Genomic DNA, 23,818 nt, shown 5'->3' with positions numbered 1-23,818 from the left:
TTATTCAGACCGTCTCCATCGGAGTCGAGGTTTTTGAGTCCGATGACGGTCTGTTTGTTGAGGATGCGCGTGCCGCTTTCTTTAATGAATGCGGTGTTGCAGGCTGTAACAATGCTCTCGCAAAAAGGCGGTACGTCAGTGACGAGTTCGCCCTAAACAAGGGATGCGCATGCACTTTAAGTGCATACTTTCAGAAAAATACAGATTGGAGAATCCCTCGCATCAAGATCCTTTTTCGTCCCGTCATGGGCACTCTCCTTCTGTTTGTTTCCTGTCCGCGTAAATCACCAAACCGCCTCAAGAAAACACGAACACGGCTTATTTTTCTGCCTGACCCGATCCTTTTTTCTTCATTTTATCACGTGCTTTTTGCAAGCGAACAAGTTTGGACTCGATCAGTCCATATTTGTACAAAAGATTATCGCGCATATCGTTTTCATAGCGGTTATGGTCTACCTGTTTCACCGTAGGCAGCAAGCTCTTGGCATCATCCCCAATCCAATCCAGAATATTTAGAATTTTCAGCGTGGCATACGAACGCTGCTCCAACATTTGCTTCAACGTATCCAATCCTTTATCTCGATCACCACATCGAATAGTTAACCAGGCCGCCATGGCGCGGACTTCATGTGATTCATCCGTTAAAAGAGCGTCCACTGCTGCCGGATTCTCATTGAGCAGGAAAAGCCCGACCACCCCCCAATACCGAATCCCAGAATCCGGATTCGACAGCATGTCCGTTAAGATTGGTCTATTTGAGGGTTCTTGCATCAGCGCCACATCCGCCGCATCTAGTAAAGCGGGAAGATCGTAGAGTTCCGGATCACGCACCATCTCATAAATCGTAGTATGATTGTCCGCCGCGCGTTTGATCATATCAAACTCAGGCAGCAAGCCCGCATCATGAACTTGAAGCTGCCACTTTCGCAATTCCGCTCTCATGCGGCTGGCCACGGCGGAGTATGCCTCGTTTTCGATCAAGTTATTCACATTATCCGGATCATTCACGTTATCATATAACTCTTCGCGAAACCCCTTCGGCCTGAAGAATCGGCTTTGTACTTCCGTGGCCCGACCCGATTTTACGTATTCATCCCATGCCTTCATCGCCTTCATTCGCCACAGAAACTCCAAATTCTGCATCCAGGGTATCTGCGGCATGTAGTTTCGAATATAAAGGTACTGCTTATCACAAACAGCACGTGCACTCTCACACCGCTCATCCATTCGGCCTCGATAAGCAAAATGATACGCCGGCTCTTCTTCAGCCTGCGCTCCCAAGAATATGTGCCCCTGCATGACTTCAGGAACTTTTGTCCCCGTCAGGCTAAGCCAGGTTTTCGGCATATCGATCAAACCAACCAAACGATCGACCTTCATCCCGGGCTCTTCCTCCGGCCACAGATGCCTGTATCGTTCAGGAATCCGAATAATCAGCGGACAATGCAGTCCGCTGTTGAAGATATACCGTTTACTCCGCGGCATCACCCCGCCATGGTCGGAGTTGTAAACAACAATCGTATTTTCCGCCAGCCCGCTCTTCTCTAACTGGGCCAAAGCTGCCCCGATGCCGGAATCCATTTTTTTCATGGCATCATGATATTTTGCGTACGTTTTTCGGATATCAGGAAGATCTGGATGATATTTTCGCAAAGAAACATCTGCCGGATCATGATCTGTATGCTCCACATCGCCCTGCGCCCGGCTCTCGTGCGAATTCAAATTATTGATGACCTGAAAAAAAGGTTGATTCGCCTTCAACTGATCCCAGTTAACCCGCCCGGGGTTATCCCAACACGCTTTATCATTGCGGCCGCCGATATTATAATCCGTCTTACTATCGTTCCCTACATAATATCCGTTTTCCTTCAGATTATCTGGATAATATTGAACGAGATCAAATGGAATTTTATTACGGCTTCTCATCGCGTGCGTCCCGCTGGAGACGGCATGAATGCCTGTAATCCACGTAGAACGGGAAGGCGCGCAAACCGGAGCATTTGCATAGCAATGCATATATTGAAATCCTTCAGCCGCTAGAGCATCAATATTTGGAGTCTCCGCATGCGGATTCCCGTAACACCCCACCCAATCCACATTATTGTCCTCACAGGTCAACCAAAGAATATTTGGACGATCCTTCTCCTCCGCTCGGACGCCCCAAGCCATGGCAATGCTAATCGCTAAAAAAAGATAGCGTTGTCTACATCTTGTCATTTTCTGCGTTCTCCATATTACGTTCTTTTTTATCAAAGCTCCCCACTGAAATGGCCCCCGGTTGGACCTGAACAAATGAATTCATAAAAGCCGGCTCCCTATCCGAGTCCTTCTTGCTACCATCACGCATAAAAGGAGCGGCAAGGGAATGGATATCCATAAAACAGAGCACCGGTTCCACACTCCCCTCGGCATGCTTCATTACCAGATGAGGATACACACTCGAAATCGCCATGGGCGAAGCTCATTGCTGACGACAAAATCGGCAGCCCTGAGAGGGCTGAACTTAACACGAGTTGTTTCATTTACTTTTGCATCTGAATCTATTTTTCCAATGTCCGGAAAATATAACACGCTTCAGAAGCGAGCCAACCTATACGATGGTATGCATAATTATGCTCGGAATACGTGTTCAACGCAGCGCCCTTCCGACACGTTCAGCGTTTAACATAAACGCGTGAAGCGTAAGCTCTTGATGATGTCCCCGCCGGAATTAAAAGCCGAGAATCTCAAACTTATTTTTTCCGTAATCGAAAATAAACAGAAATAGAGTTATCGCGTTTTCTCGAAAGAAAAAACCAATAAAAAGCGCGCCATGCGCCGGGACTGCTGATCTCAACAGAACCGGCCGGCATCCTTGTTGATCCATACGATCGTATAGGTACGTTATGTCTTCAGTTATGTTTTAATGCGCGAAAATAACAGAAGGTTTATTATGAATAATCAGATGTGCAGTTTTTACACCCTAATTATATCCGGTTTAATACTTCTCGGTTCCGAGAGCGTACTTGCTGAAATGACCTATACGAATCCGATTATTCCTGCTGATTATTCTGACCCGGATGTAATTCGTGTAGGGGAGGATTATTACATGACGGCCTCCAGTTTCAATATGGTGCCGGGTTTACCCATCTTACATTCCAAGGACTTGATCAACTGGAAGATCATTGGACATGGCGTTCAGGAATTACCCGATGCGTTGTACACCACCAAAAAACGAAAAGCAAAAGACTTGAGCTATGACCTTCCAAGGCCTGGACAAGGAGTATTTGCGCCATGCATTCGTTATCATGAAGGATATTTCTGGATTTTCTGGGGGGATCCTGATGCAGGAATGTACATGGTTAAGGCAAAAAATCCTGAAGGCCCATGGAGCAAGCCCCACTTGGTAAAAAAAGCAAAAGGCTGGATCGATACAACTCCGATCTGGGATGAAGAAACAGGCCGGGCATGGGTAGCGCATGCATATGCCAGGTCGCGCGCCGGAATCAGCTCCAAAGTAGCGTTGGTCGAAATGAACTGGGAAGGAACAAAGGTTATTTCAGAAGATAAAATAGTCTTTGATGCCGATGATCCGGAAAAATATCCGGCCGACAAAATACATAAAACGATTGAGGGTTGTAAGTTCATGAAGCGAAATGGCTTCTTCTATATATTAGCGCCTGCAGGGGGAGTTGCTTCAGGTTGGCAAACCGCGTTGAGGTCAGAAAATCCGGAAGGGCCGTACGAAATCAGAGTCATATGCGAAAGAGGAAATACGAATGTGAACGGCCCCCATCAGGGCGGTTTGTTTGATACCCCAAATGGAGAATGGTGGTTTATTCATTTTCAGTCGGTAAACGTACTCGGTCGAATCGTACATTTACAGCCATCAAAATGGGTGGATAATTGGCCTGTAATTGGTGTTGATGAAAATAACGATGGTATCGGCAACCCAGTTCTCACCTATAAAGTGCCAAATACAGGTTATAATGGAAAACCATTCAAAATTCAGAAAAGTGATGATTTTGAAGGAAAAGATATTGGCCTGCAATGGCAGTGGCCGGCTAACTCAGGAAAAGGATATTGTTCCCAAAAGAATGGATCCCTGACAATCAATTCACACCTAAGTCCTGAGCTGACATTACAGGATGCACCCAATGTAATTACACAGATGTTTCCTGATTTTAAATTTGAAGCCACGACCAAAGTGAAACTGCATAGCAATGAAAATGGAGTTACACGAGGCGGAATGGCTGTTATGGGTAGAACCTGCTTTGACATTGGCATGGAGAGCAAGTCAGGCAAGCTAATCTTATCGGTTAGACATGGCAATGAACTCGATGCAGCTATTGAGATACAGCAAAACGAAGTGTTCCTCAAACTCGTCGCGAATGGCGAGCATCCATTCCCCTTAAAATTCAAGGGAGACGAAAACAGGGGGGATGTATTCTGCCAATTTTCTTATTCATTGGATGGCGAAACATATCATCCCTTGGGAGAGAAATTTAAAGCCAGAGCCGGAGCATGGATCGGGGCACGTGTAGGTTTGTTCTGTCTTTCAACCGAGCAAGGACAGGCTCAGTTAAATGTAGATCATTTTTCTATTCATTAATAAAAAACAGAAACAGGTCTCAACGGCCTGTTTTCCAAGGTCGCTGAAATGAGCGGATTGAGAAATCAATAGCAATCAAGTCCTTACCATTTGGCGATAAACTCTTTTGATTCGGCGGTATGGCCGGCAGCATCTACGGTTACGATTTTATAGACCTCATTGTTTTGCCCTCTTGTATCCTTGAAGTGGAACGGAGTCTCATTGATTTGCGGCGTATGTTTGACCTGAGCAATTTTCACGTCGTTTTTCACAATATCGTAATGTGTGATGATGTGTTTATCGGCAAAGGCCGTGTCCCAGGTAAAGGTGATTTGATTTGATTTCTGTTCCATTTTTAAGTGGTTGGGAGCGCTCATGCTCTCCTGAGGCAACTGAAAATAATTCGTCTTTCCATCTTTGATTCGACCGGCCATTTGTTCGATTTCTTCTCGATCGAGTTGACTCAATCCATTGCGCCCTATTTGCGCGGCCTGCAGGTTTTGCTCGAGCTGGCAATTCCTGGAATCCGTGTTGTCAATCTGACCAATTCCCATGATCACTACATCCACTCCGGGAACCGTCAGCGAATATTTAACCAACGATTCGCTGGGCATATATTTACTGCCTACGGATCGAACAACTTCATCAGGAACTTCCGTGAATTTCGCGTCCTTTGAATACATCGCCCCATCTGAAAACACTTTCATCCCGACAACACCAAGCCCCTTGGCTTTCGCTACAGGAATTACATTGTTTTGCATGTTTTTATGCAGTTTATCGTTGGCGTTAGCGGGAACAAGAATGCCATCCAACAGGCCGTATTGGTCCTGTTGAATAATCTTCATCATTTGCATCGGATCAGAGTGGCCCGAGATACCGATATACCGAATCAGCTTTTCATGTTTGGGATTCAATCCCGTCAGGTTGGTTCCATCTCGCAGATCGCGCAAACCTGCAAAAGCCCCGATCATTTCATCGGCTGGGTCGGGGCGGTCCATACCTAGGTAGAGGTATTTATCAATTTGAGGATAACCGGTATAATGAATGAGCACCATATCCACATAACTGCCCGGAGGGTAATACCCTTTCCCGTCACCAAACACCTGCGTTAACGTTCTGCGCACATCATCCAAGGCATGGGACCCCTTCGGGCCGTCCGTCGATCCGATAACATTTCCATTAATATACCCTTTCGCCAGACGCAGGCCCGTTTTACTGGTCAGAAAAATGGAGCGCCGCTTGCTTTCGCTATAGCCGGGCAGGCCCGCGACCAGTCCATGCTCTCGGAAAACCTTACCGATCAAGGTCTGACTTTGACCATAGATATTGGACGTATCAAAATAGTTAATGCCCCGATCCAGTGCTTTATGGATGATCGCTTCGGGGTTTACATCTGCCGGGGTCCACATCAGCGACGCCTGCCCTCCGAGCCCCATGGTGGTGACATTGTGTTCAATGCGACCAAAACTGCGGGTCATCGGTTTTGGGGAGAGGGAGGTGCTTTTTCCGGTTACAAGATTTGGCACCAACAGCATGCCACCACCACACATTGAGCTTTTAAGAATGCTGCGTCTCTTGTTCTTCATGCGTACCCTCTTTGGTTGCATCACAGAAACTCCTCGTTTAACAAAAGTGAGTGAAGGTCACGTTTCATAAGAATCGATGCCGCCCTCAGCAGAAAAAGAACGCATTTCACTATAAATTGATAGGCCATCGCTTTTCAGGTGATCGGGGTATTAGCACAAAGAGATCAATATCATGCTACAGCGAATACAGCCGTTTCTTTCTAAACAAAGGTGCATTTTGCCTACAGCAAGGCGAGCTCCTCTTCCTCATCCAAGGCTCGTAAAACAGCCTCTAATTCATCCAACGAAAACTCCTCGCCTTCCATTTCCCCCAACGCATCTATTATTTCAAAGAGACTTTCCGGCTCTGCCGTTTCAATCGGGAAATCTGTATCCTGCTGCACCACCGCTTCCGAGCGCGTCAATAACGGCGGAGCGACCACAATCAACAACATACCCATCACCGCCCCAGCAATCGCAACCGATTCTGATCGGTTTAAGGGTGTAACGCTCACGAAGAAGAAAAGGTTTACATCTATCGAAAATAAATATGAAAAAAAGGGACGCGCAGTATCCTGCTCATAAAATTAAAAGCCGCCCGGGACACTCCCTAGGCGACTTCAGATTTGTGAATTAAAATCAGCAAGAAGGACTCCTCATCGCCCATCCTTCATCTTTTTTCAGGTTCACCGGGTCTTATTGAACCGTTGCGGTCTTTTTAGCTTTCTTTTTCTTCAAGCTTTCCAGTTTAGCGTGCTGCTGCTTTTCCCAACTCGAGAGCACTTTATAATTATCCCATTTGGAAAAATAACTGGCCGACAAATGATCCAATGTAGCGGAACTCGCGGGATGAGGGGTATGCAGATAGACCGCGTTATTTATCTCTGTCACGGTTTCAATGAGATACGGGCGCGGCTTCCCATTCAGATCATAGAACCCCTCCTGCTTGCCATACTTCATCGCCTTTCCGCCTTGATCATACATGCAGGCGCAATAGCTCGAACCAATAATAGTTGGATCTTTATAACAGCGCATCAGATGCGCCTGATAAATTTCGCCGCGTGCATCGTGCGTTTTCACACAGGCATACCCGTGGCCTTTAGGATACCCAAAGCCAAATTCATCGTCGGAAACAATCACCGGTAAATCCACCGCCTTACCAATGGCATTCACCGAAATATCTTTATTGAGATGTTGCGGAGCAGCCACATCGACATACGGAGCCACCGCTTTCCATGAATCAATCGACAGCGCCCACTCCTTCACAAAAGAACCCAGAATCAGGTGATTGGAATCCCACTTACGAATGGCATCATGCCCCGTTTTATACAGCGTGGTACACATCAGTGAAATGATGGCCTCAAAGTCATTCAAGAGATCCTGATCGAGCACGGCTCGCACCTCCGGATAATTCCGTAGCTCATAGTCTTCTGCATACTCGAGGACTTTGCTCTGTTTCAGTTGGTCAAAAGAGGAAAGGTTTGTTTCATAGATGGCATTAAATCGGGCAATGTCGCCGCCATAACGCTGCGCAAGTAAATCGACGATTGCTTCCCGCCCCGCCGCACCGGCCGGCAGCGAGAGATGATGATTCACCCAGGTGGCCGCCGAATTAAAGGCACCAAACCCATAGAAATAGCCCATCACCAAAGGATCGTCTTTATATTTCGGACACACCGCTTCGGCGCGCGCTTCGATCATTTTTTTATAGGCCGGCTCAAAGATGTCCGGCAGCGTTTCGCCTTCTACAAATTCCCATGGGTGCTTAATCAAAATCACGCCCACGGAAAACGGGAAATTATGCTCCCGGAAAATAGCTTCCGCTTTATCCATATCCACAAAGCCATTCAAATTTCGCTCGGGACTAGTGGCACTACCCAGGGCGCAGTTATAGCCAAGTGCTTTAACCTTATCAAATGAGTCCCGTAGCCATGCGTCGTAATCGCCCCCATATACATTCGAGCAGGCCACATCGGAATCGCCCGAAAAAAGGTGGCTCAGAGCAACCGCATAAAAAGCATTTCCTTCCGGCGTCACAAACCAGTCACGCCCATCAATTTTTTCCACATGAAAAAAGCCTGTTTTTTTTCCTTTAATGGATTTCAGGCCGCCATAGGAATCCAATTCCGCAGCCCCGGCCGACATCACTCCAGCAACCAAAGCAAACGCACAATTTCTCAATAAATTTTTCATTTAAACATTCCTCGTTAATCGTTACTTCGCCGCTTCGTGCAGTTTATTCACCCTGGCATTCGTGTCCCTAATCACATCGGTAAAGACCGTATGGTAGTTTTCAAAGGGATCCATAAAACCGGTTTCATTGCTGTCCACATCGCCGCGCGCAGCGGTATCCCACTGCTCCATACATCCACAATGATGCCAGCCAATCATGTAAGGTTTGGCCATCATGTCCTCGAGCGAGGTTTTATACATCCGAGCCACCTCCTCAATACTCTTCGCACCGGTCCACCAACCCTTTACTTTATACTTGGTCTGATTCGGCCGGATATTGGCAAATGATCCATCGCCATTAAAAATAGGCTTTCCGATTTCTTCATAGATCCAATCGGTCGTTGGTGCATCTTTGGAAAATGGGTTGTACGCCTGAATCACCACCACATCGACATATTGCCGCAACGCGGGAACGAGAAATTTCCGGTACGACTCCACCATACTTTTATCCCCGAAAATCAGATGATGAGCATCGCGTTTTTTGATGGCCTCATAGTGAATACGATACCACTGATTCGCAATCTGTTCCATGAATGCAACCATATCGGCATCCGCTTTCTTGAGATCCGCCGGTTTAAACCACGTAAATAAGCGAGCCATCTGTTCCCAGGTGATTCCATAGTCAGCCGAAACCGGAAGCCCCCACACGGTCGCTGCTTCTTCGGGGGTTGAATAGCGGTCCTGCAAAAGTTTGATCCACCGCTGTTTGCCGGGCGTGGTCACCCCTTGGCGCAGCATTGCATTCACCCAGGGATAAACCATGACCTCTTCCTTCACGGCTCGACGCTGATATTTGGGCATGATCCAATTCGGAATGTCTGTGTACATGTAACCCAGCATATTCGGACTATCTTTATGCGCGGCACAAACCTCCTCAGCACGGATTTCTACAAAATCTCTAAAACCCGGAGCAAAAACATCGGGTAGCGGCCCTTCGCCGGCCTGCTCGCGCCAATAGGCCGTCGGCGCCGTTTTGAAAGAGGCCATATAATAGACCTGATCGCGGTAGAGTGCGTCATCAATCGATTCATGCGTATGCTTGCCAAACGTGTTGAAATGAAGGTCGTCGCAAATTTCCACCTGCCGGTTAATCCATTTTTCCGCCCCCTCACTGGATGTATCAAAACGGCCGTTTTCATCAACCATATCGTTACCATACCGATCAAGCGTGGCCTGTTTATTATAAGGTGCCAACCAAAGATGCGGTTCAATGTGATTCACCCCCATGCTGATAAATTTTTCACCCGTTGGCGAAATAAACCACCAAACGCCGTCAATCTGCTCCACATGCACAAACCCCGTTGCCGTGGTTGCTTGCGTCACCCCAACCGTTCCCAATGCCATGCCCAGCAAACAGGCTCCCATCTTCACCTTCAGCCCCATATTCATTTCACATCCTCATTCTGCTTTGATTGTTGAGCCTGTTTCTTTTTTTCGCGCTCCGCCTTTTGACGGGCCAACCGACGTGATTTGGCATCTTCTTTCGGCGTTTTTGGATTCCACGCCGGCAGGGTATTCATCGCCGCAGTCAGCAGTTCAATGGCCGCCCGATCTTCAGGATCGGTCGATTGCGCCAGATCGTTCGTCTCATCGGGATCCACTTTGGAATTATAGACACGCCCATCCTGATACAACTTATGCGTATGATTCCGCACCCAGCGCCCCAAATAGTCATATTGAGGAGCCATTCCCGGATCATGTTCCACCAGAATCCATTCACGCGGCGTTCCCTTCTCTCCTTTAATCTGCGGCAGAAAACTCACCCCATCCGTATCTGCCGGAGGAGCTACGCCAGCGACATCGGCCAGCGTCGGCATAAAGTCGGAAAAATCGATCAAATCGCCGCATACCTGGCCCCCTTTCATACCGCCCTTCCAATAGGCCAGTAAAATGGCGCGGGTGCCGTCATCGGTTAAATACATTTTACCGGTGGTCAACTTGCGTCCGTTCAGGGAGCGGTTGATTCGGTGATAGGTCCCATTGTCGCCGCAAAACAGCACCAACGTATTATCCAGCACCCCCTCTGCCTCGAGGTGAGCAAGCAGACGCCCCATGAGCTTATCCACATAGGCCACCATGTCCTGCTGGTTTTTATCTCTATCCGTACAATTCGGATCCTCGGAATCCGGCGTAGGAATAAACGGTGCATGCGGCAGCATCATGGGATAATAAACAAAGAACGGTTCCGCCTTTTTACGATGGATAAAGTCGCAGGCATATTCCATTAAGACATCGGGACCGAACCGCCCTTTTAATTCCCCGTCGTAACGCAGAACCTGACCATTTTGTTCAATGACCGGTTTGTGATATTGATCCGGCGTCGTATTAAAATCCAGCTTGGCATTCCACATACAGAATTCATCAAATCCGTTTTTCTTAAAACGCGGCCACCTCTCCTCCATCGGAACAGCATATTTGCCATAGCCGTTCAGCTGATGCTTTCCAATTATTGCCGTCGCATAACCCGCATCCTTCATCAGATTGCCGATCGTATAAATATCCGGGTTCATATAGGCGAACATTTCATAGTTACGGAAGTTATAGCGCCCGCTCATCAGCTTGACCCGCGTCGGCGTACACATAGCATTGGAATAGGCATCGGTAAACAGTACCCCCTGTTTCGCCATCCGGTCTAAATGCGGCGTTTTATATGGTGCACCGCCATACACAGACAGGCATTCCAATCCCATATCATCCGCCATCACCAAAATTACGTTGGGCTTACGTGCTGCAGCCTCCGAGACCAAGGATACGCCCATCAGTACTATGAACCCCACCTGGCTCAACATTTTCATCGTTCTATTCATATTATCTTCCGTAGCTAATCGATCTGTGGACGTTCATCATCTCTAAGACTCCCCCGAAGCCTTGAGGGAGGCCTCGAGAGACGCTTCGTTTTTACGCATTTTTTCGATCTGTTTTTCTGAAAGTTTAATACTCGGTGTCGCATGAAAAGAGTTCGGTCCGCCGATATCTTCGCGGGCAAACCGACGCAGTGCCTGCTCAATCAACTCCTTCTCCCGTTGCTGTTTCGTCGAAAGCGTTTCAAAATCCGTAATCACCGGAAATGCATCCAGGTCCGGAGGAATCGTGCGGGTATCCCACCAATTTCCTTTTCCATCCCGCATCAATTCCTGACCGCGTACCATCTGCTTATTTCCCCGGTACGCATAAATCCAATCACGATGCGTTGTCTGTTGTTGTGTTAAATAGGGCCAAAGGCTTTTTCCATTCAGCTCATACTCTTCCTGTGTCGGTAATGGCAAACCCATGATCTCCGCCACGGTGGGTAAAATATCGGTTAGATCCGAAATGATATCCTGCGCTCCGGTCACCCTCTTAGGCTGTCCCGGTGCATAAATCACCATCGGAACGTGCACACCCCGCTGGCGTAAAACCGACGCCTTCCACCCATAGGTTCCATTATCCGAAAAAAAGAAAAAAACCGTATTCTCCAATTCGCCCATCGCTTCGAGCTTCGTGATATATTGCCACACCTGATAATCCAGATACTCCACGTGATGCTTCAGTTTATTCGGCGTGATGTTTTCTTTTCGATAGGTTGTCGTCACCGTATTCACGGGACCGTTTGGCGTAATTTTCGGTACAGCCCGGGAATAGGACTGCGTATCGGCATCCCATGTAATCACGGGCGTACCCGGCCAGGTGAGCTCAAACTCAGGATCGGCCATATCAATCGCGTTATGCCCCAGGTGCGAAGCATGATAGACAAAGAACGGCTGCTCCTCTTCCTTCGAGCGCTCGATGAAGTCAAAAATATATTCCATCTCAAGGTCGGGCCCGAAATCGCTTATGCCCGTTTTCACCCACGGCTCTTCATCGGGATGATTCACCAATTGCATCTCGGGCCACCAATAGAAAGAATCATGATTCCAAAAAGAAGGATCTTTTACATTCTGGAAATGCTCAGGGCTCGTACCCCGCACCTTGCGCTCTCCCGGTGAAAAGACGGATTCATCAAAACCAAACTGGGCATGATTATCCCCGGTGGTAACGTGTGTTTTCCCCACCCAAATGGAACGATAACCCGCCTGTTTGGCGAGTTGCCCCAACGTCAGCGGCGAACTTTCGGGTACGGCATAATTACCGTTTTTTTCATTCCGGCCCATTTCACCGTTGTACCACCATTTTGTCAGGTGCGCATAACGGCCACTCATCAACATCGCACGGGTCGGCATGCAGACTGTAGAGGCCCACACCGTATTGAGAAAACAGCCCTCATGAGCCAATCGATCCAGAACCGGGGTTTGTGCCCATTCACCGCCCGTGCAGGAATCCGAGCCGTAAAAAGAGAATTCACGTGCACTGATATCATCCGCCATCAGCAAAATAATGTTCGGTTTTTCAGCCGCCCTGATACGAAAAACGCACACCATACACAAAAACAAAATATACCGTACTTTCATTCAACTATTTCCTGAAAAATGCATTCCTTCGCCCCACCGCCTCATAAAACACCGCACATTTCCGGGGCATCTCGTTTAAGGTTTCCGAAAGTTTTTCTTTACGAAATCCCACTTGAAAATATAGCTCGTTCCCTTAATCCCCGGCCGTAAGCACATGCGGGTCGAGGTACTCCTTAACCGTCCCCTCCAGCTCGGGCGGACAGGTATATTTTTCGCTGGACTGATCGACCGGATGCTTGCTCTTGAGATAAGGAATTGGGCCGCCTTCCGTCAGAAAATCATGCTGACTTTCCATCCACTGGAACAACTCGCGCTTCAGCTCCGCCTTGATTTTTCCAAAGGTTGGATCTTTTGCCAGATTGTTAAGTTCCCACGGATCCGAATCGGTATCGTACAATTCTTCTTCGGGGACCTCCGGATGCATTGTTGCACCGATGCGGTGGAAAGGATCAATCTCCTTCCCGGCCGCTTCATCTCTGGCGATTTTTTCGAGTGTATTAAAATTATAGATATAATGAAAACGTCCGTTATGAGCAGAACGACGAGGAAAGACATGCGTGCCCCAGACGCCCTGTTGTGTCATTACGCCATAGACATACATCTGGTGTTTCGCTTCCGGATTCATAAGTACAGGCGCAAAGCTTTTTCCATCCACCCCATCAAACGGTTTACCTCCGGCCAGCTCCACAAAGGTCGGCAGCACATCCGCATAGCTGGCAAGCGCTTTGGTGCGTCCCGGCTTCACTTTTCCCGGCCAGCGCACAATGAACGGTACGTTCAGACCGCGATCGTACACGGTATATTTGGCGCCCATGCCGTTCCCATGATCGGATGAATAAATAAAGACGGTATTTTCATCCAGATCATATTTTTCCAACAGTTGGAGAACCTGCGCCAGTTCTTTTTCCTTTTTGGCAATATGGTCATAATATCCCGCCAACCCTTTTTTCGATCCCCCCGTCATGTAGGGATGGACCACCACCTGATCCTGCGGAAATTTCGGTTTTGCAGGATACGGGCCGTGCGGATAATGCGAGGCGAGAAACAGACAAAACGGGTGCTCTTTGTTCTTCGCGAAATAGGCGTCCACATCTTCCATCGGAAGTGCTTTTTGGTTTTGTTTTGTCGTCGGAGAACTCCAGCGAAATACGGAGTCCGGCTTCACATGAACCTTGCCGATCAGGGTAACATCATACCCCAGCGGAGTGAGCGCATCATACACCGTTTGCGTTCCGTCGCGCGATGCCGTATGCTGCACAAAAAGTCCGTTACGAACAGGATACTGACCGGTAAACAACATCGCCCGGCTCGGGGCGCAGATCGGCTCAGCGGTAAACATCTTTTCAAAAACCAGGCCCTGTTTTGCCAACTGGTCCGTGACGGGTGTTAAATCAAGCGGCAGCCCATAACAGCCATAGTCCGCTTTCAACTGATCATCACTCAGAAAAAAGACAAAATTCGGTTTACCGGCACTGCAAACAACGGCCTGTAGCCAAACACAGAATAAAACACTCCACTGCAATATTCGAAAGTTCATTCCCACTCCTGTTCATCAAACAACACCCACAATAATCACGATCTGTTATACGGATGCCGTTATCACGGCGGTAATGAACAACATGCTCCCGTAAAAACCGGTTCTCAGAGTCCGGCTATCTCATTCCGCCTTCAAACTCGATTTTCAGGCCATGCGCAAAATCACTCGGCAAAGAATTCGGCATCTGAACTTTCAGCCCGTCTCCCGTTGCCTCCCATTCCATCTCTTTATCGTATCCCAGCAATTCGACCGATTTTACTTTTCCAACCTTCGGGTTCATCGCGGTAATAAACTCCAGGACAATTTCCCGGTTGTGTTTTCGCGGCGGCCCCATCACGAAGGCATAGAGCACATCGCCCTTGCGGGTGTAACGTATGTCCTTAAATGTCAGCGAAGAACGCTTATCGTGTTTGCCGATTTCGCCGTGCCCCTCTCCATAGCGATACCAGGGACGTGTGCCGTAAATGCCTTCTCCATTCACATCAAACCACTGGCCCACCTTAATCAGCAAATCAGTCGATTCCTGATCCAATGTACCGTCGGCCTTGATCGGTATATTCAGCAGCATGTTTCCGTTTTTTGATACAATATCGATGATTTTATCTACAACGAGCCCCGGTTCCATATAGGGCGTATCCGGGTTATATCCCCACGAACCTATCGAATCATCCGTCTGCCAGGGTTCGGAAAGAATACCGGATGCCTTGCCCCGCTCATAATCCAGCGTGGCCATGCCATCATCATACAAGCCCTGCCATGGACGCTCTTTAATGCACATGACGCCTTCTTTGCGCTCGTTGTAAAAATGGGCAATAACCTCCATCCCGGTCTTTCCGGCATCTTCTCCCCGAAACGGAATGGCACAATCAAAATACAGATGATCCGGGGCATAATCATCGACCAGCTGTTTGATTCGGGCGGCCCAGTTTTCCCGCCAGGCTTCTGTCGTTTCGTAAGGCGCACGCGGATGGGTACTTTGTCCATTATTCGGAGGATAAAGTCCTTTCGCTTTACCCTGCGCACCGTCATAAGGAACCCCGGCTTTTGGACCTTTGGTATCAGCCTGATTGGCCGTATTCAGCCAGCTGTACGAGCGCGACAAATGGGTGGTTACCCCGAAGCGCAGTCCGGCCTTCAGCGTAGCGTCTTTCCACAGCTGAATGAGGTCTTTTTTCGGGCCCATATTCACCGAATTCCACGGCTGGTATTTTGAATCCCATAAATCAAAATTATCGTGATGCACCGCACAGGGCGTAAAATATTTTGCGCCGGATTGTTTAAAAAGCGCCAGCAAGGCATCGGGATCAAAGTTCTCGGCTTTCCACATCGGGATAAAGTCGGCGTAGCCGAATTCCGACGGATGACCATAGGTTTTCAGATGGTGCTGATATTCCCTGGTATTTTCGTCATACAGTTTCCGGGCATACCACTCCCCCTGCTCGGCAACCGAATACGCCCCCCAGTGCAGATAAATACCGAACTTTGCGTCGCGGAACCAATCCGGGCATTCATACTGTTGTAATGATTCAACGGTTCCTTCAAATGTTCTGTCAGCATGTCCCGCAGCCAACGTTGAACCAATAACCAAAAAAGAGAGCATTACTAACAACCATTTTTCCATATTCACACCCCTATGGTTATTTATCACTTAGCGACCTAACCTTAAAATTCCGAACGTGACCTCCGGCCTTTCCAAAATTCAGAGACACCCGGTCTTTTTGAATATCCAGCACCTCATTCCGGCCATCGACCTCTTCCCCGTTAACCATAAAACGAATCCGGTCTCCATGGAGTATCAGCTTCAGAACATGCCAGGTTCCTCCTGGAATCTTCATAGGATTCGTTCCAAATTCGATCTCTTCCTCCACCTTTCTATTCTTCCCCTTGCGCTGATGATACAGCTTCAGGCCCGAAGGAAAACTTTTCGTAGAAATGTTGGCTACAGCACCAGCCGTGTGCCCCGGATACTCAGGGCAGGCCAGAAAGACCCGCAAATGACGATCGGGCTCATCCCCCGGCGGAAGCATAAATTCGCATTCAATCACCGCATCATCGATCGGTGCCGAAAAGGTCATCAACGGCCCATGCCCTTCTTCCGGAAGATTGACGGCCTTCATCGAACCGTCGGCCTGCACCGACCAATCCCCATAGTAGACTTTACGTTTCCAATCTCCGGAAACTTTAACGGAAACCTTTTTTTCAAACGCACCTTCAAATGCATTTTCCAAACGGGGAGTTGCCCGCACCGCCGAAATGCTGAGCATACAGCCCAAAGTCCCCAAAAGAAGCATGCGCCGTTCGCCCTTCAGACACGTGCCACTCAAAGAGCTGATTTTAAATCCGGTCCTGCTCATCTCCAAACTCCTTCTCCCGATCGAACCAATATGCAGAAGGTCAAAGCTCCAAAACGAACGTTAGAACATTGACCTTCTGATTCTGACCCATTGACTTAGTTCTTAATATTCAGGGCATTAAAGTTCACTGCGGTTCCCGAGGACTTTGAATTTTTCTTTCCGGTCTCAACAATCTGGATGAAGTGCTCTTTCAACTCCATCGACTGATCATTATAAACTGTCACATCGAAGGTTTCCGTTTCAGCATACAAGTCAACCGTCGCGACTTTTTCGCCATCCACCACGATGTCTGCCAGGCCCATATTCGGTCCCTTCATACATTTCAGTTCTGCGGCATAGCCATAGAAGTCGATTTCAAACATATAACCGGGGCCGCCATTCAGCGTGTAGTACGTTGCAAGATACGCGTGCGGGCTGAACATCTTTTTGAACACTTTTTTCCCGCCATAGAGCTCTTTAACCACCTCTTCATCATACATGCCGTATTCTTTCATTAACTTCACGGCCTGCAGCATCTGGGGTATTTCCTTACCCTTCGGATCAAGCACCGTGAAAAAGACTTCCTTCGGCAGCAACTGCGAATGATCCAGCACATTTTTCCACGTTTTTCCGTTATCGGTGCTGCGGAATATTCCATCAACAGCCGGCGCAAAAATGGTCTGATCCTGCTCATAATCGGCAGAGAAAGTCAGGCCGGTATAAAGAAACTTTCCTTTCAGTCCGAACGGAACCCAGGTCTTCCCATTATCCGTCGACTTCAACACGCCTTCACCGAACGTGGTTACATAGATCGCATGGTCTTTATTGTAGGTTGGCGAGAACGTCAGGTTATTCACATATTGCCCGCCAAGGTTCATATCAGGCATCTGGAATGACTTTCCGTTATCGGTGGAACGGTGAATTTTACCATCTTTATCCATCAGATAGAGGGTTCCATCCTGATCCACATTGGGAGAAATGAAAATCTGCTGAATGCCAACGTCCGTAAAAATCATTTTCCAGGTATCCCCTTTGTCTGTCGACATCGACACTCCGGAACTCGAAGCACAGAACATACGACCCAGTTTTGACCCAGCAGGATCAAAGGCAAAGCTGTTGACATAGGCACGACCGCTTTTCACAACATTGACCCGCTTCACCTCTTTGGTCTTGTCGTTAAACTTAAAGACCATATTGGCACCTCTTTTACCCAGTATATGGCGCGGTACCAGAAAAACCAGAATCGTACCGTCTTCTTTAAAGTCATTCGAAATTCCTAATTCTCTGAAGAGCGTCGGCTGGTTATGCAGTTTCTTCGGATCCAGCTCAGGAATGCGTCCCCAGCTTCGACCGCCGTCAGTTGAGCGATACGGTCCGGTTGCAATATCCACCACAAAGATAGAGTGGTCATTCTCATAGTTCGGCGACAACACCATGCCGTTTGCAAACCCGGCCGTGATACCGATGTTTGCTGATTCCCAAGTTGAACCGTTGTCCGACGAGCGTGAAATTCCGCCGTTATAACAGGCCGTAAAAACATCCTGCGATCCTCCCGGTGCCGGCAGAGCATAGTAGCCCCACTTCTGGTTCCAGATATTAATATGACGCCAGTAGCGGCCATTGTCCGTGGTCTTATAGAATCCGGTGGTCTTGCCCATCATGATCGTTTGGTCATTCTTATAATCCGGAGAGAATACAATGCTCTTTGTAAGGATATCAAAATGATGCACCCAACGGCTCTGGCCATTGGAACGCAGCTCCCAATTCCGGCCGCCATCTTCCGACATAAAGGTGAAGCCCCACGCGGTCCCCGCAATCAGAACCCCGTCATCTGCATACTCGGGAGAAAATTTCACCACAGATGCAAAATCGCCATTATCGCGGGAAAACACCTTTTTCCATGGCCCGCCGCCCGCTCCTTTCAACCATATTGAACCATCTTTCAGTGAAACCACCTGATTCTGGCCGGAAATATCGAAGTCTGCAATAACCGCACCGTCAACGCCTGTACTCAACGCCGACCATTTTCCGGTCTTCAGGTTCAGCACATCGACAGTACCCGAAAGATAGTCAATGTGCTCCATCCCTTTGATCATCTTCTGTTTCTTGTAATAGACGCAATGCACATAAAGTTTTCCGCCCGAAATGATGATTTTACCGAATGTGACCTCATCCTTCGGCAACAGCGACTCAGCCACTCCATCCTTACTGACGAGGAACACCCCTTTGGATGTCAGCACATAGTGTTTTCCAGTCTTCGTAAAATCAGAAGCAAGGCAGATATTCAATACCGGCTCATGGCCAAAAGCCGGCTGCTTCACCCAGTTTTCGGCGCGATCAGTCGATTTATAGTACCCTTTCTTCATCGCCATAAAAACGATTCCGTCTTTGGAAAAATTCGGAGAATAAGTATGCCCCAAAGCCAGCGAACGTTCCTGAATACCGCGGTGCGATTCCGAGAAGGTAGCCCCATGATTATGAGAAACCATATGACACTCTCCGAACTGGGTGGAGGAGGCCAGAATCATGCCGGTTTCTGCAAAATCAGGACTTGGGTCCAGGGAATAAATAATATCATGAGGCACATGCCCCAAAGCTCCACCGGCAACAGTCATCGCCAGCACAATTGTCTTCAAACTCCTACATAATGCTTTCATTCAGCATATCCTCATCGTTATCCATTTTAAGATCGCCGGCAGTACACCTAACTCCAAAGTGATCCGTTTCCAATTATCAGATGCCGCATATTCACGATCATGGAACACCTTTCGTGAAAAAATGAAGCGCCCGCTGAAAACAATGAAATGTGTTTTTTATTCAGTACCCGGAAACCGGCGGGATTCATCAAAAATAATCAAGGTCGATGGCATCTATTGTGTTTGGTACACCTATCGCAACACCGAGCTTCCCCCAAGCGGCGCAAACCGGGCGACCGATATAATTCCATCGGCCGATCGGGACCTCGATGAAATGCGGCGCACGGGTCTGCTTAAGCAGTTCACCTTCCCTCAGCATGATTTTAGCCGGATGTGCGTCCTGCTGATCGTTCAGCTCGCTCCACTGATCGGCGGTCGGATATTCCTCCGGCTCCCAATGCACGCCGGCCCTGTTCAAACCATAGCGACTGACCAGATATTGATAAACGGAATGCGACCTCAGTCCAGATAGAATCTTAAGTCCGGTACCGTTACCCAGCCCCCGGAGCTTTTGCGGTACACTTATTTCAATGTTTGGAAACGGTGGATGGAACGTAAGAGCCGCTATCATCCGGCAAACAGGCATGGGTTTATAGGTAAATCAGTTTTGAGATTTGGGATCGGGGTTGCCAGCGGTTACATTCCTGTTTTTAGAGTCTCCCTGCAGAAAAGTTTAACGGATACCTGGAAGATGGTTGTATGAAACAGCGTTCTATTCGTTCTGTTGTGGCAGTGATCTTTTATAGCGTTTCTTTTTCGTGCATCACGAGCGGAGGATGTGAGTTTGGCGAAGAGAAAGAAGGTCACGGTGCCGAGAGCCCTTTTAACCCTTCGGGTAAATTATGAAACCAGCTGTTGTATCAGCTTTCGTTATTTCACGTTCGAGAAAAAAGACATAATAGGTGCTGAAGCAAGAGCACGGGTTAAATGAAATGATAATGAAAATTAAAGGATCGATTGTTGCGTGCATATTGGCAGCTACGGCCTTGTGCGCCCCGGCGCTAAAAGTTTCAGCCGAAACCTCTAAATCGCCAATGCCCCCCTGCCTTGACGACTCGATCACCGAAGATACAGATACATTTAAGGCACATCTGAAGACGTCTCTTACGGTAAAAGAAAAAAATCACCAGTCCATTCCGACAAAGACAAAACAGCAACGGCCGAATGTGGTCTGGCTCACTTCCGAGGACAACTCTGCATGCTGGTACCGACTCTACAACACTGAACACGGTGCACCCATGCCGAATATCGAGCGGTTGGCCAAACATGGAATTGTGTTTAACCATGCCTATTCCTGCGGTCCTGTTTGTTCAGTGGCACGCAGTACGATTATTTCCGGATGCCATGGTCCGCGTACCGGGGCTCAGCACCACCGGAGTCAGATCTCAGCGAAAATGCCGAAGGGGCTGAAGTTGTTTCCGTACTACCTCCGTCAGGCGGGCTATTACACCACGAACAACTCTAAAGAGGACTATAATTACAGCTCCGCGGATAAAAAAGGAGTTTGGGACGAATCGGTCATGCTTATTGAAAGCAAGGGCGACGGCGATGCATTCGGCCGGAAAAATAAGGTGCAAATCGCGAAACTGATCGATATTGCCGATCTCCAGCTCCATCCCTTCCCGGAGGCCCGGAATCAGCTTGCAAAAGCGCTCTATTCCAGCCAGCCACAGGAACGATACTGGGGTCTGATCTCCTGCGCCGTCTTTGGAACTCAAGCTACACCGTTCTACGAGACGGCCAAACAACTCGCCGCGTCCGATCCTTATGGACTTGTACGTGTGCGTGCCGCTGAATTTCTCGGCCTCGTCGAAGTGGCTGACCCCATGCCGGTCATTTACGACGTGCTGAACAAAACCACCGATCCGATCGAGGTCAATCTCATCCTCAACAGTGTCGTTCTACTGCGCGATGCAGCCGGAGTGCAGGTTGATCCTTCAGTTATCAAGAATGCAGAATGGGCCGCGCTCAGCCCTCTCGTTAAGAGCCGGGCAACCTATTTGACCCAATAAAAATTAGAAAAACAACGTGATAAATAATCCTGCTGAATGAAGTCTTTATGTATGAATAAATGAAATAAGGTGTGACCATGAACAAAGAGATCATAGTGCTGCTATCTGCACTCTTAGCGACGAATGTATTGGCGCAAGAAAACAGGTTAACCGTTGAGCAGGCACGAGCTTCGCAAACCTACAGGAAATATGCGGCATCCTTCGCCTGTGATGGAAAAATATCAAATGAATCGCGTTGGATTGGCTCCAAAGACCATGATGGCGCCATTTGGCTGGAATTAAAGCTGGCACAGGTACAGCAAATAAGTGGTGTTCACCTGTATAGTGGATACGGAAATAAAGATGCGATCACCGATTTCCATTTTGAATTTAAAAACGGCGTCGGTGAGTGGATCGTGGTCCCCTCATCGGTAATTACAGGAAACCGCTCGACCGCCTTGAGCCTTCCTTTCGACTCCACGCTGGATGTAAAAACCGACACACTACGCCTGGTGGTCACGAAGACCAAAATGGATTTGGCCCGAATAAAAGAGATTGTTCTCTGGCCGGAGACCGGTCAGGCATTACCGCCGCTTGAAAAGCCTGTAGCTGTAGCGGAAAAATCTCAAAAACCGGCGGTTGAGGCTCCTTTAGTTTACCTCAACCAAAGCGGATTTAACCTGAATAAGCCCAAGCGTTTTACCGCACCGACCGTTGAAGATGGAACGCCTTTTAACCTGGTTAATAAACGAACCCATGAATCCGTATTTTCAGGCACCGTGTTGAATCATATTGGAGATTTTTCCGCGTTCAACCCAGATAGTCAGGACGAATTTATCGTAAAAATCGGACCACACACATCGTTTCCGTTCAGAATCGGGCACTGGTGGCTGGAGAAGGTTACCTATCAGAACGCCGTGACTTTTATGGATCAGAGCCGACACTATTTCGGAAATTATAAAAAGAAGTGTCGCGGTTCATTTGGTTGGCGCGATGATCATCACTTTGGTTGGGAACTCAATACCCTGGTTCCCCAATATCTATCGAACCCGAGCGCTTATGAGCGGATGCCCAACACCATTGAATATGAGCAACTGGATGGTTTTAACGGGGTACTTGAACCCTTCAATGAAAATGCACCCGATATCGTCAAATTGATCCATTTTGGCGCCGATGTCATCGTGACTCAAAAAGCGGATCACGCCTTTCTCAAGGAACAGCTGGCTTACTTCGTCTATGCGTGGCCTGCACTCAAACAATGGCTGCCTGAACAGAATTACAGGGTGATTCGCGATTATGTATTTAATGTCTGGGGCAAAGAAAGCGTTGGCTTCGAATACCCGTATGATTTGGTCAAAGATCACAATTTATTTGAAACGAAAACCTTGATTGGAACAAATAAGGGCGAGCTTCCGCCGGGGCATAGCGTATTGCCGAATCTTCTGATGTATGAAGTGGCAAAACGTGAGAACTGTACGGATGCTCAACGCTATTTTGAGGCGGCCTATAATCAGGTTGAGTGGATGATTCAGCATCTGGATTGGAATGATCCTTTAACCACCAAAGGGCAGCGGATGTCTGAGCATATTACCATGACTGGTTTAGGGCTAATGCTATCTAAGTACGCTAATCGCGCTCCCGAGGGACTGGCGGATAAAATTGAAGCATGGAAAACAGTCGCCATTGCCCGTTCGGCCAATATGTGGGATTTTCGTAAGGTGTCCGATACGCAGTGGTGCCTGACGGGTCCCAAAAAAACCATGTGGAACGAGCCGGGAAATCTGTTGGGCTTCCCCTCCTGTGTTCTGGCGGCCCTATCCGCAACCCCGGACAGTGAGCAAAATGAACGTCTGCGCGAAATTTCAAAATCTCAGATGGATAATGCATTTGGGCGTAACCCCACGGGGCGTCATTTCTCGTACGATGCGCCGCGCGAGATCGAGGGATGCGAACTTGGTTGGTACAGCTATCATCGCGGGGGGATCGGACAACTCGCCAACACACCCTTTGTTTTTGATGGCGCGCCGAAGAACGAGCACTATCCTTATAATCCCGACGCAGGCAATGTCGGCTGGACGGAGGGATGGGTTCAGTTCAATGTCGCATTTAACCTGAGCCTGGCCTACATGGCCTATGATGACACCGAGTTGAAGGTTGATAAACAATCCCGTACGATTCGTCTGAAAGCTCCGTTGAACTTTGATTATGACACGGCAGAGAAAGCAACGGTGCAGGTCGTTCGCAACGGCGTGGTGGAAAACCTTGAGCTGATTGAAGAGGGTGAAAACGCGGCTTGGCTGTCTGTGTCTGGAGTCGACTTAAACGACGTTACCGAAGTGTCCTACGGCTATGGATATTTTAAACACGCCGTCCGTCTGTAGGGCTCTGCATGGTATTCACCCACCTGTGACCGGGGGCTCACCGCCCGGACACATTGTTTCCGAATAGACACTCAGCCGCAAAAGAT

Annotated in this window: 16 protein-coding genes; 3 read left to right on the top strand and 13 right to left on the bottom strand. The window is 48.4% G+C overall.

The annotated features are described in order from the left end of the window. Positions 1-318: 318 nt before the first annotated feature. Entirely contained in the window at positions 319-2,217 is a 1,899-nt protein-coding gene (locus P9H32_RS10770; RefSeq protein ID WP_322608901.1) for a sulfatase-like hydrolase/transferase, read from the bottom strand. Next, positions 2,204-2,452 (bottom strand): hypothetical protein, encoded by a 249-nt coding sequence (locus P9H32_RS10765; RefSeq protein ID WP_322608900.1) that lies wholly within the window; start codon positions 2,450-2,452, stop codon positions 2,204-2,206. The genes P9H32_RS10770 and P9H32_RS10765 overlap by 14 nt, the downstream gene beginning before the upstream one ends. Positions 2,453-2,932: 480 nt before the next feature. Between P9H32_RS10765 and P9H32_RS10760 the strand changes: the two genes are divergently transcribed. Beyond that, positions 2,933-4,591 carry a glycoside hydrolase family 43 protein gene (locus P9H32_RS10760; RefSeq protein ID WP_322608899.1) on the top strand — a complete coding sequence of 553 codons (1,659 nt, stop codon included), beginning with the start codon at positions 2,933-2,935 and terminating at the stop codon, positions 4,589-4,591. An 83-nt stretch (positions 4,592-4,674) separates the two neighbouring features. Here P9H32_RS10760 and P9H32_RS10755 read toward each other — a convergent pair whose 3' ends face one another. From P9H32_RS10755 to P9H32_RS10705, 11 genes are all read right to left on the bottom strand, one after another. Continuing rightward, complete coding sequence (locus P9H32_RS10755; protein ID WP_322608898.1) at positions 4,675-6,156, bottom strand: aldo/keto reductase; 1,482 nt, start codon at positions 6,154-6,156, stop codon at positions 4,675-4,677. 221 nt (positions 6,157-6,377) lie between these two features. Beyond that, positions 6,378-6,596 carry a hypothetical protein gene (locus P9H32_RS10750; RefSeq protein ID WP_322608897.1) on the bottom strand — a complete coding sequence of 73 codons (219 nt, stop codon included), beginning with the start codon at positions 6,594-6,596 and terminating at the stop codon, positions 6,378-6,380. Positions 6,597-6,831: 235 nt separating this feature from the next. Beyond that, positions 6,832-8,328 (bottom strand): hypothetical protein, encoded by a 1,497-nt coding sequence (locus P9H32_RS10745; RefSeq protein WP_322608896.1) that lies wholly within the window; start codon positions 8,326-8,328, stop codon positions 6,832-6,834. A 21-nt stretch (positions 8,329-8,349) separates the two neighbouring features. Continuing rightward, on the bottom strand, positions 8,350-9,756 hold the full coding sequence (locus P9H32_RS10740) for a hypothetical protein (RefSeq protein WP_322608895.1): 1,407 nt from the start codon (positions 9,754-9,756) through the stop codon (positions 8,350-8,352). Next, entirely contained in the window at positions 9,753-11,174 is a 1,422-nt protein-coding gene (locus tag P9H32_RS10735; protein WP_322608894.1) for a sulfatase family protein, read from the bottom strand. Before P9H32_RS10735 ends, P9H32_RS10740 begins: the two co-directional genes overlap by 4 nt. Positions 11,175-11,216: 42 nt before the next feature. Further along, on the bottom strand, positions 11,217-12,794 hold the full coding sequence (locus tag P9H32_RS10730; protein ID WP_322608893.1) for a sulfatase-like hydrolase/transferase: 1,578 nt from the start codon (positions 12,792-12,794) through the stop codon (positions 11,217-11,219). 133 nt (positions 12,795-12,927) lie between these two features. Beyond that, the gene (locus P9H32_RS10725) at positions 12,928-14,331 is read right to left on the bottom strand and encodes a sulfatase family protein (RefSeq protein WP_322608892.1); all 1,404 of its coding nucleotides are present in this window, start codon (positions 14,329-14,331) and stop codon (positions 12,928-12,930) included. 115 nt (positions 14,332-14,446) lie between these two features. Beyond that, the gene (locus tag P9H32_RS10720; RefSeq protein ID WP_322608891.1) at positions 14,447-15,952 is read right to left on the bottom strand and encodes an alpha-L-fucosidase; all 1,506 of its coding nucleotides are present in this window, start codon (positions 15,950-15,952) and stop codon (positions 14,447-14,449) included. Between the two features lie 16 nt (positions 15,953-15,968). Beyond that, on the bottom strand, positions 15,969-16,685 hold the full coding sequence (locus tag P9H32_RS10715) for a 3-keto-alpha-glucoside-1,2-lyase-like domain-containing protein (protein ID WP_322608890.1): 717 nt from the start codon (positions 16,683-16,685) through the stop codon (positions 15,969-15,971). A 95-nt stretch (positions 16,686-16,780) separates the two neighbouring features. Then, complete coding sequence (locus P9H32_RS10710) at positions 16,781-19,321, bottom strand: VPS10 domain-containing protein (protein ID WP_322608889.1); 2,541 nt, start codon at positions 19,319-19,321, stop codon at positions 16,781-16,783. 187 nt (positions 19,322-19,508) lie between these two features. Then, on the bottom strand, positions 19,509-19,778 hold the full coding sequence (locus P9H32_RS10705; RefSeq protein ID WP_322608888.1) for a hypothetical protein: 270 nt from the start codon (positions 19,776-19,778) through the stop codon (positions 19,509-19,511). Positions 19,779-20,298: 520 nt separating this feature from the next. Here P9H32_RS10705 and P9H32_RS10700 point away from each other — a divergent pair. Next, positions 20,299-21,372: a sulfatase-like hydrolase/transferase gene (locus P9H32_RS10700; RefSeq protein ID WP_322608887.1), complete on the top strand. Its 1,074-nt coding sequence runs from the start codon at positions 20,299-20,301 to the stop codon at positions 21,370-21,372. A gap of 77 nt (positions 21,373-21,449) precedes the next feature. After that, positions 21,450-23,732, top strand: coding sequence for a discoidin domain-containing protein (locus P9H32_RS10695; protein WP_322608886.1), 2,283 nt, complete (start codon positions 21,450-21,452; stop codon positions 23,730-23,732). Positions 23,733-23,818: the final 86 nt, after the last annotated feature.

This window comes from Pontiella agarivorans (genome assembly GCF_034531395.1).
GTDB lineage: Bacteria > Verrucomicrobiota > Kiritimatiellia > Kiritimatiellales > Pontiellaceae > Pontiella > Pontiella agarivorans.
This window is presented reverse-complemented; position numbering and strand designations above follow the sequence as displayed.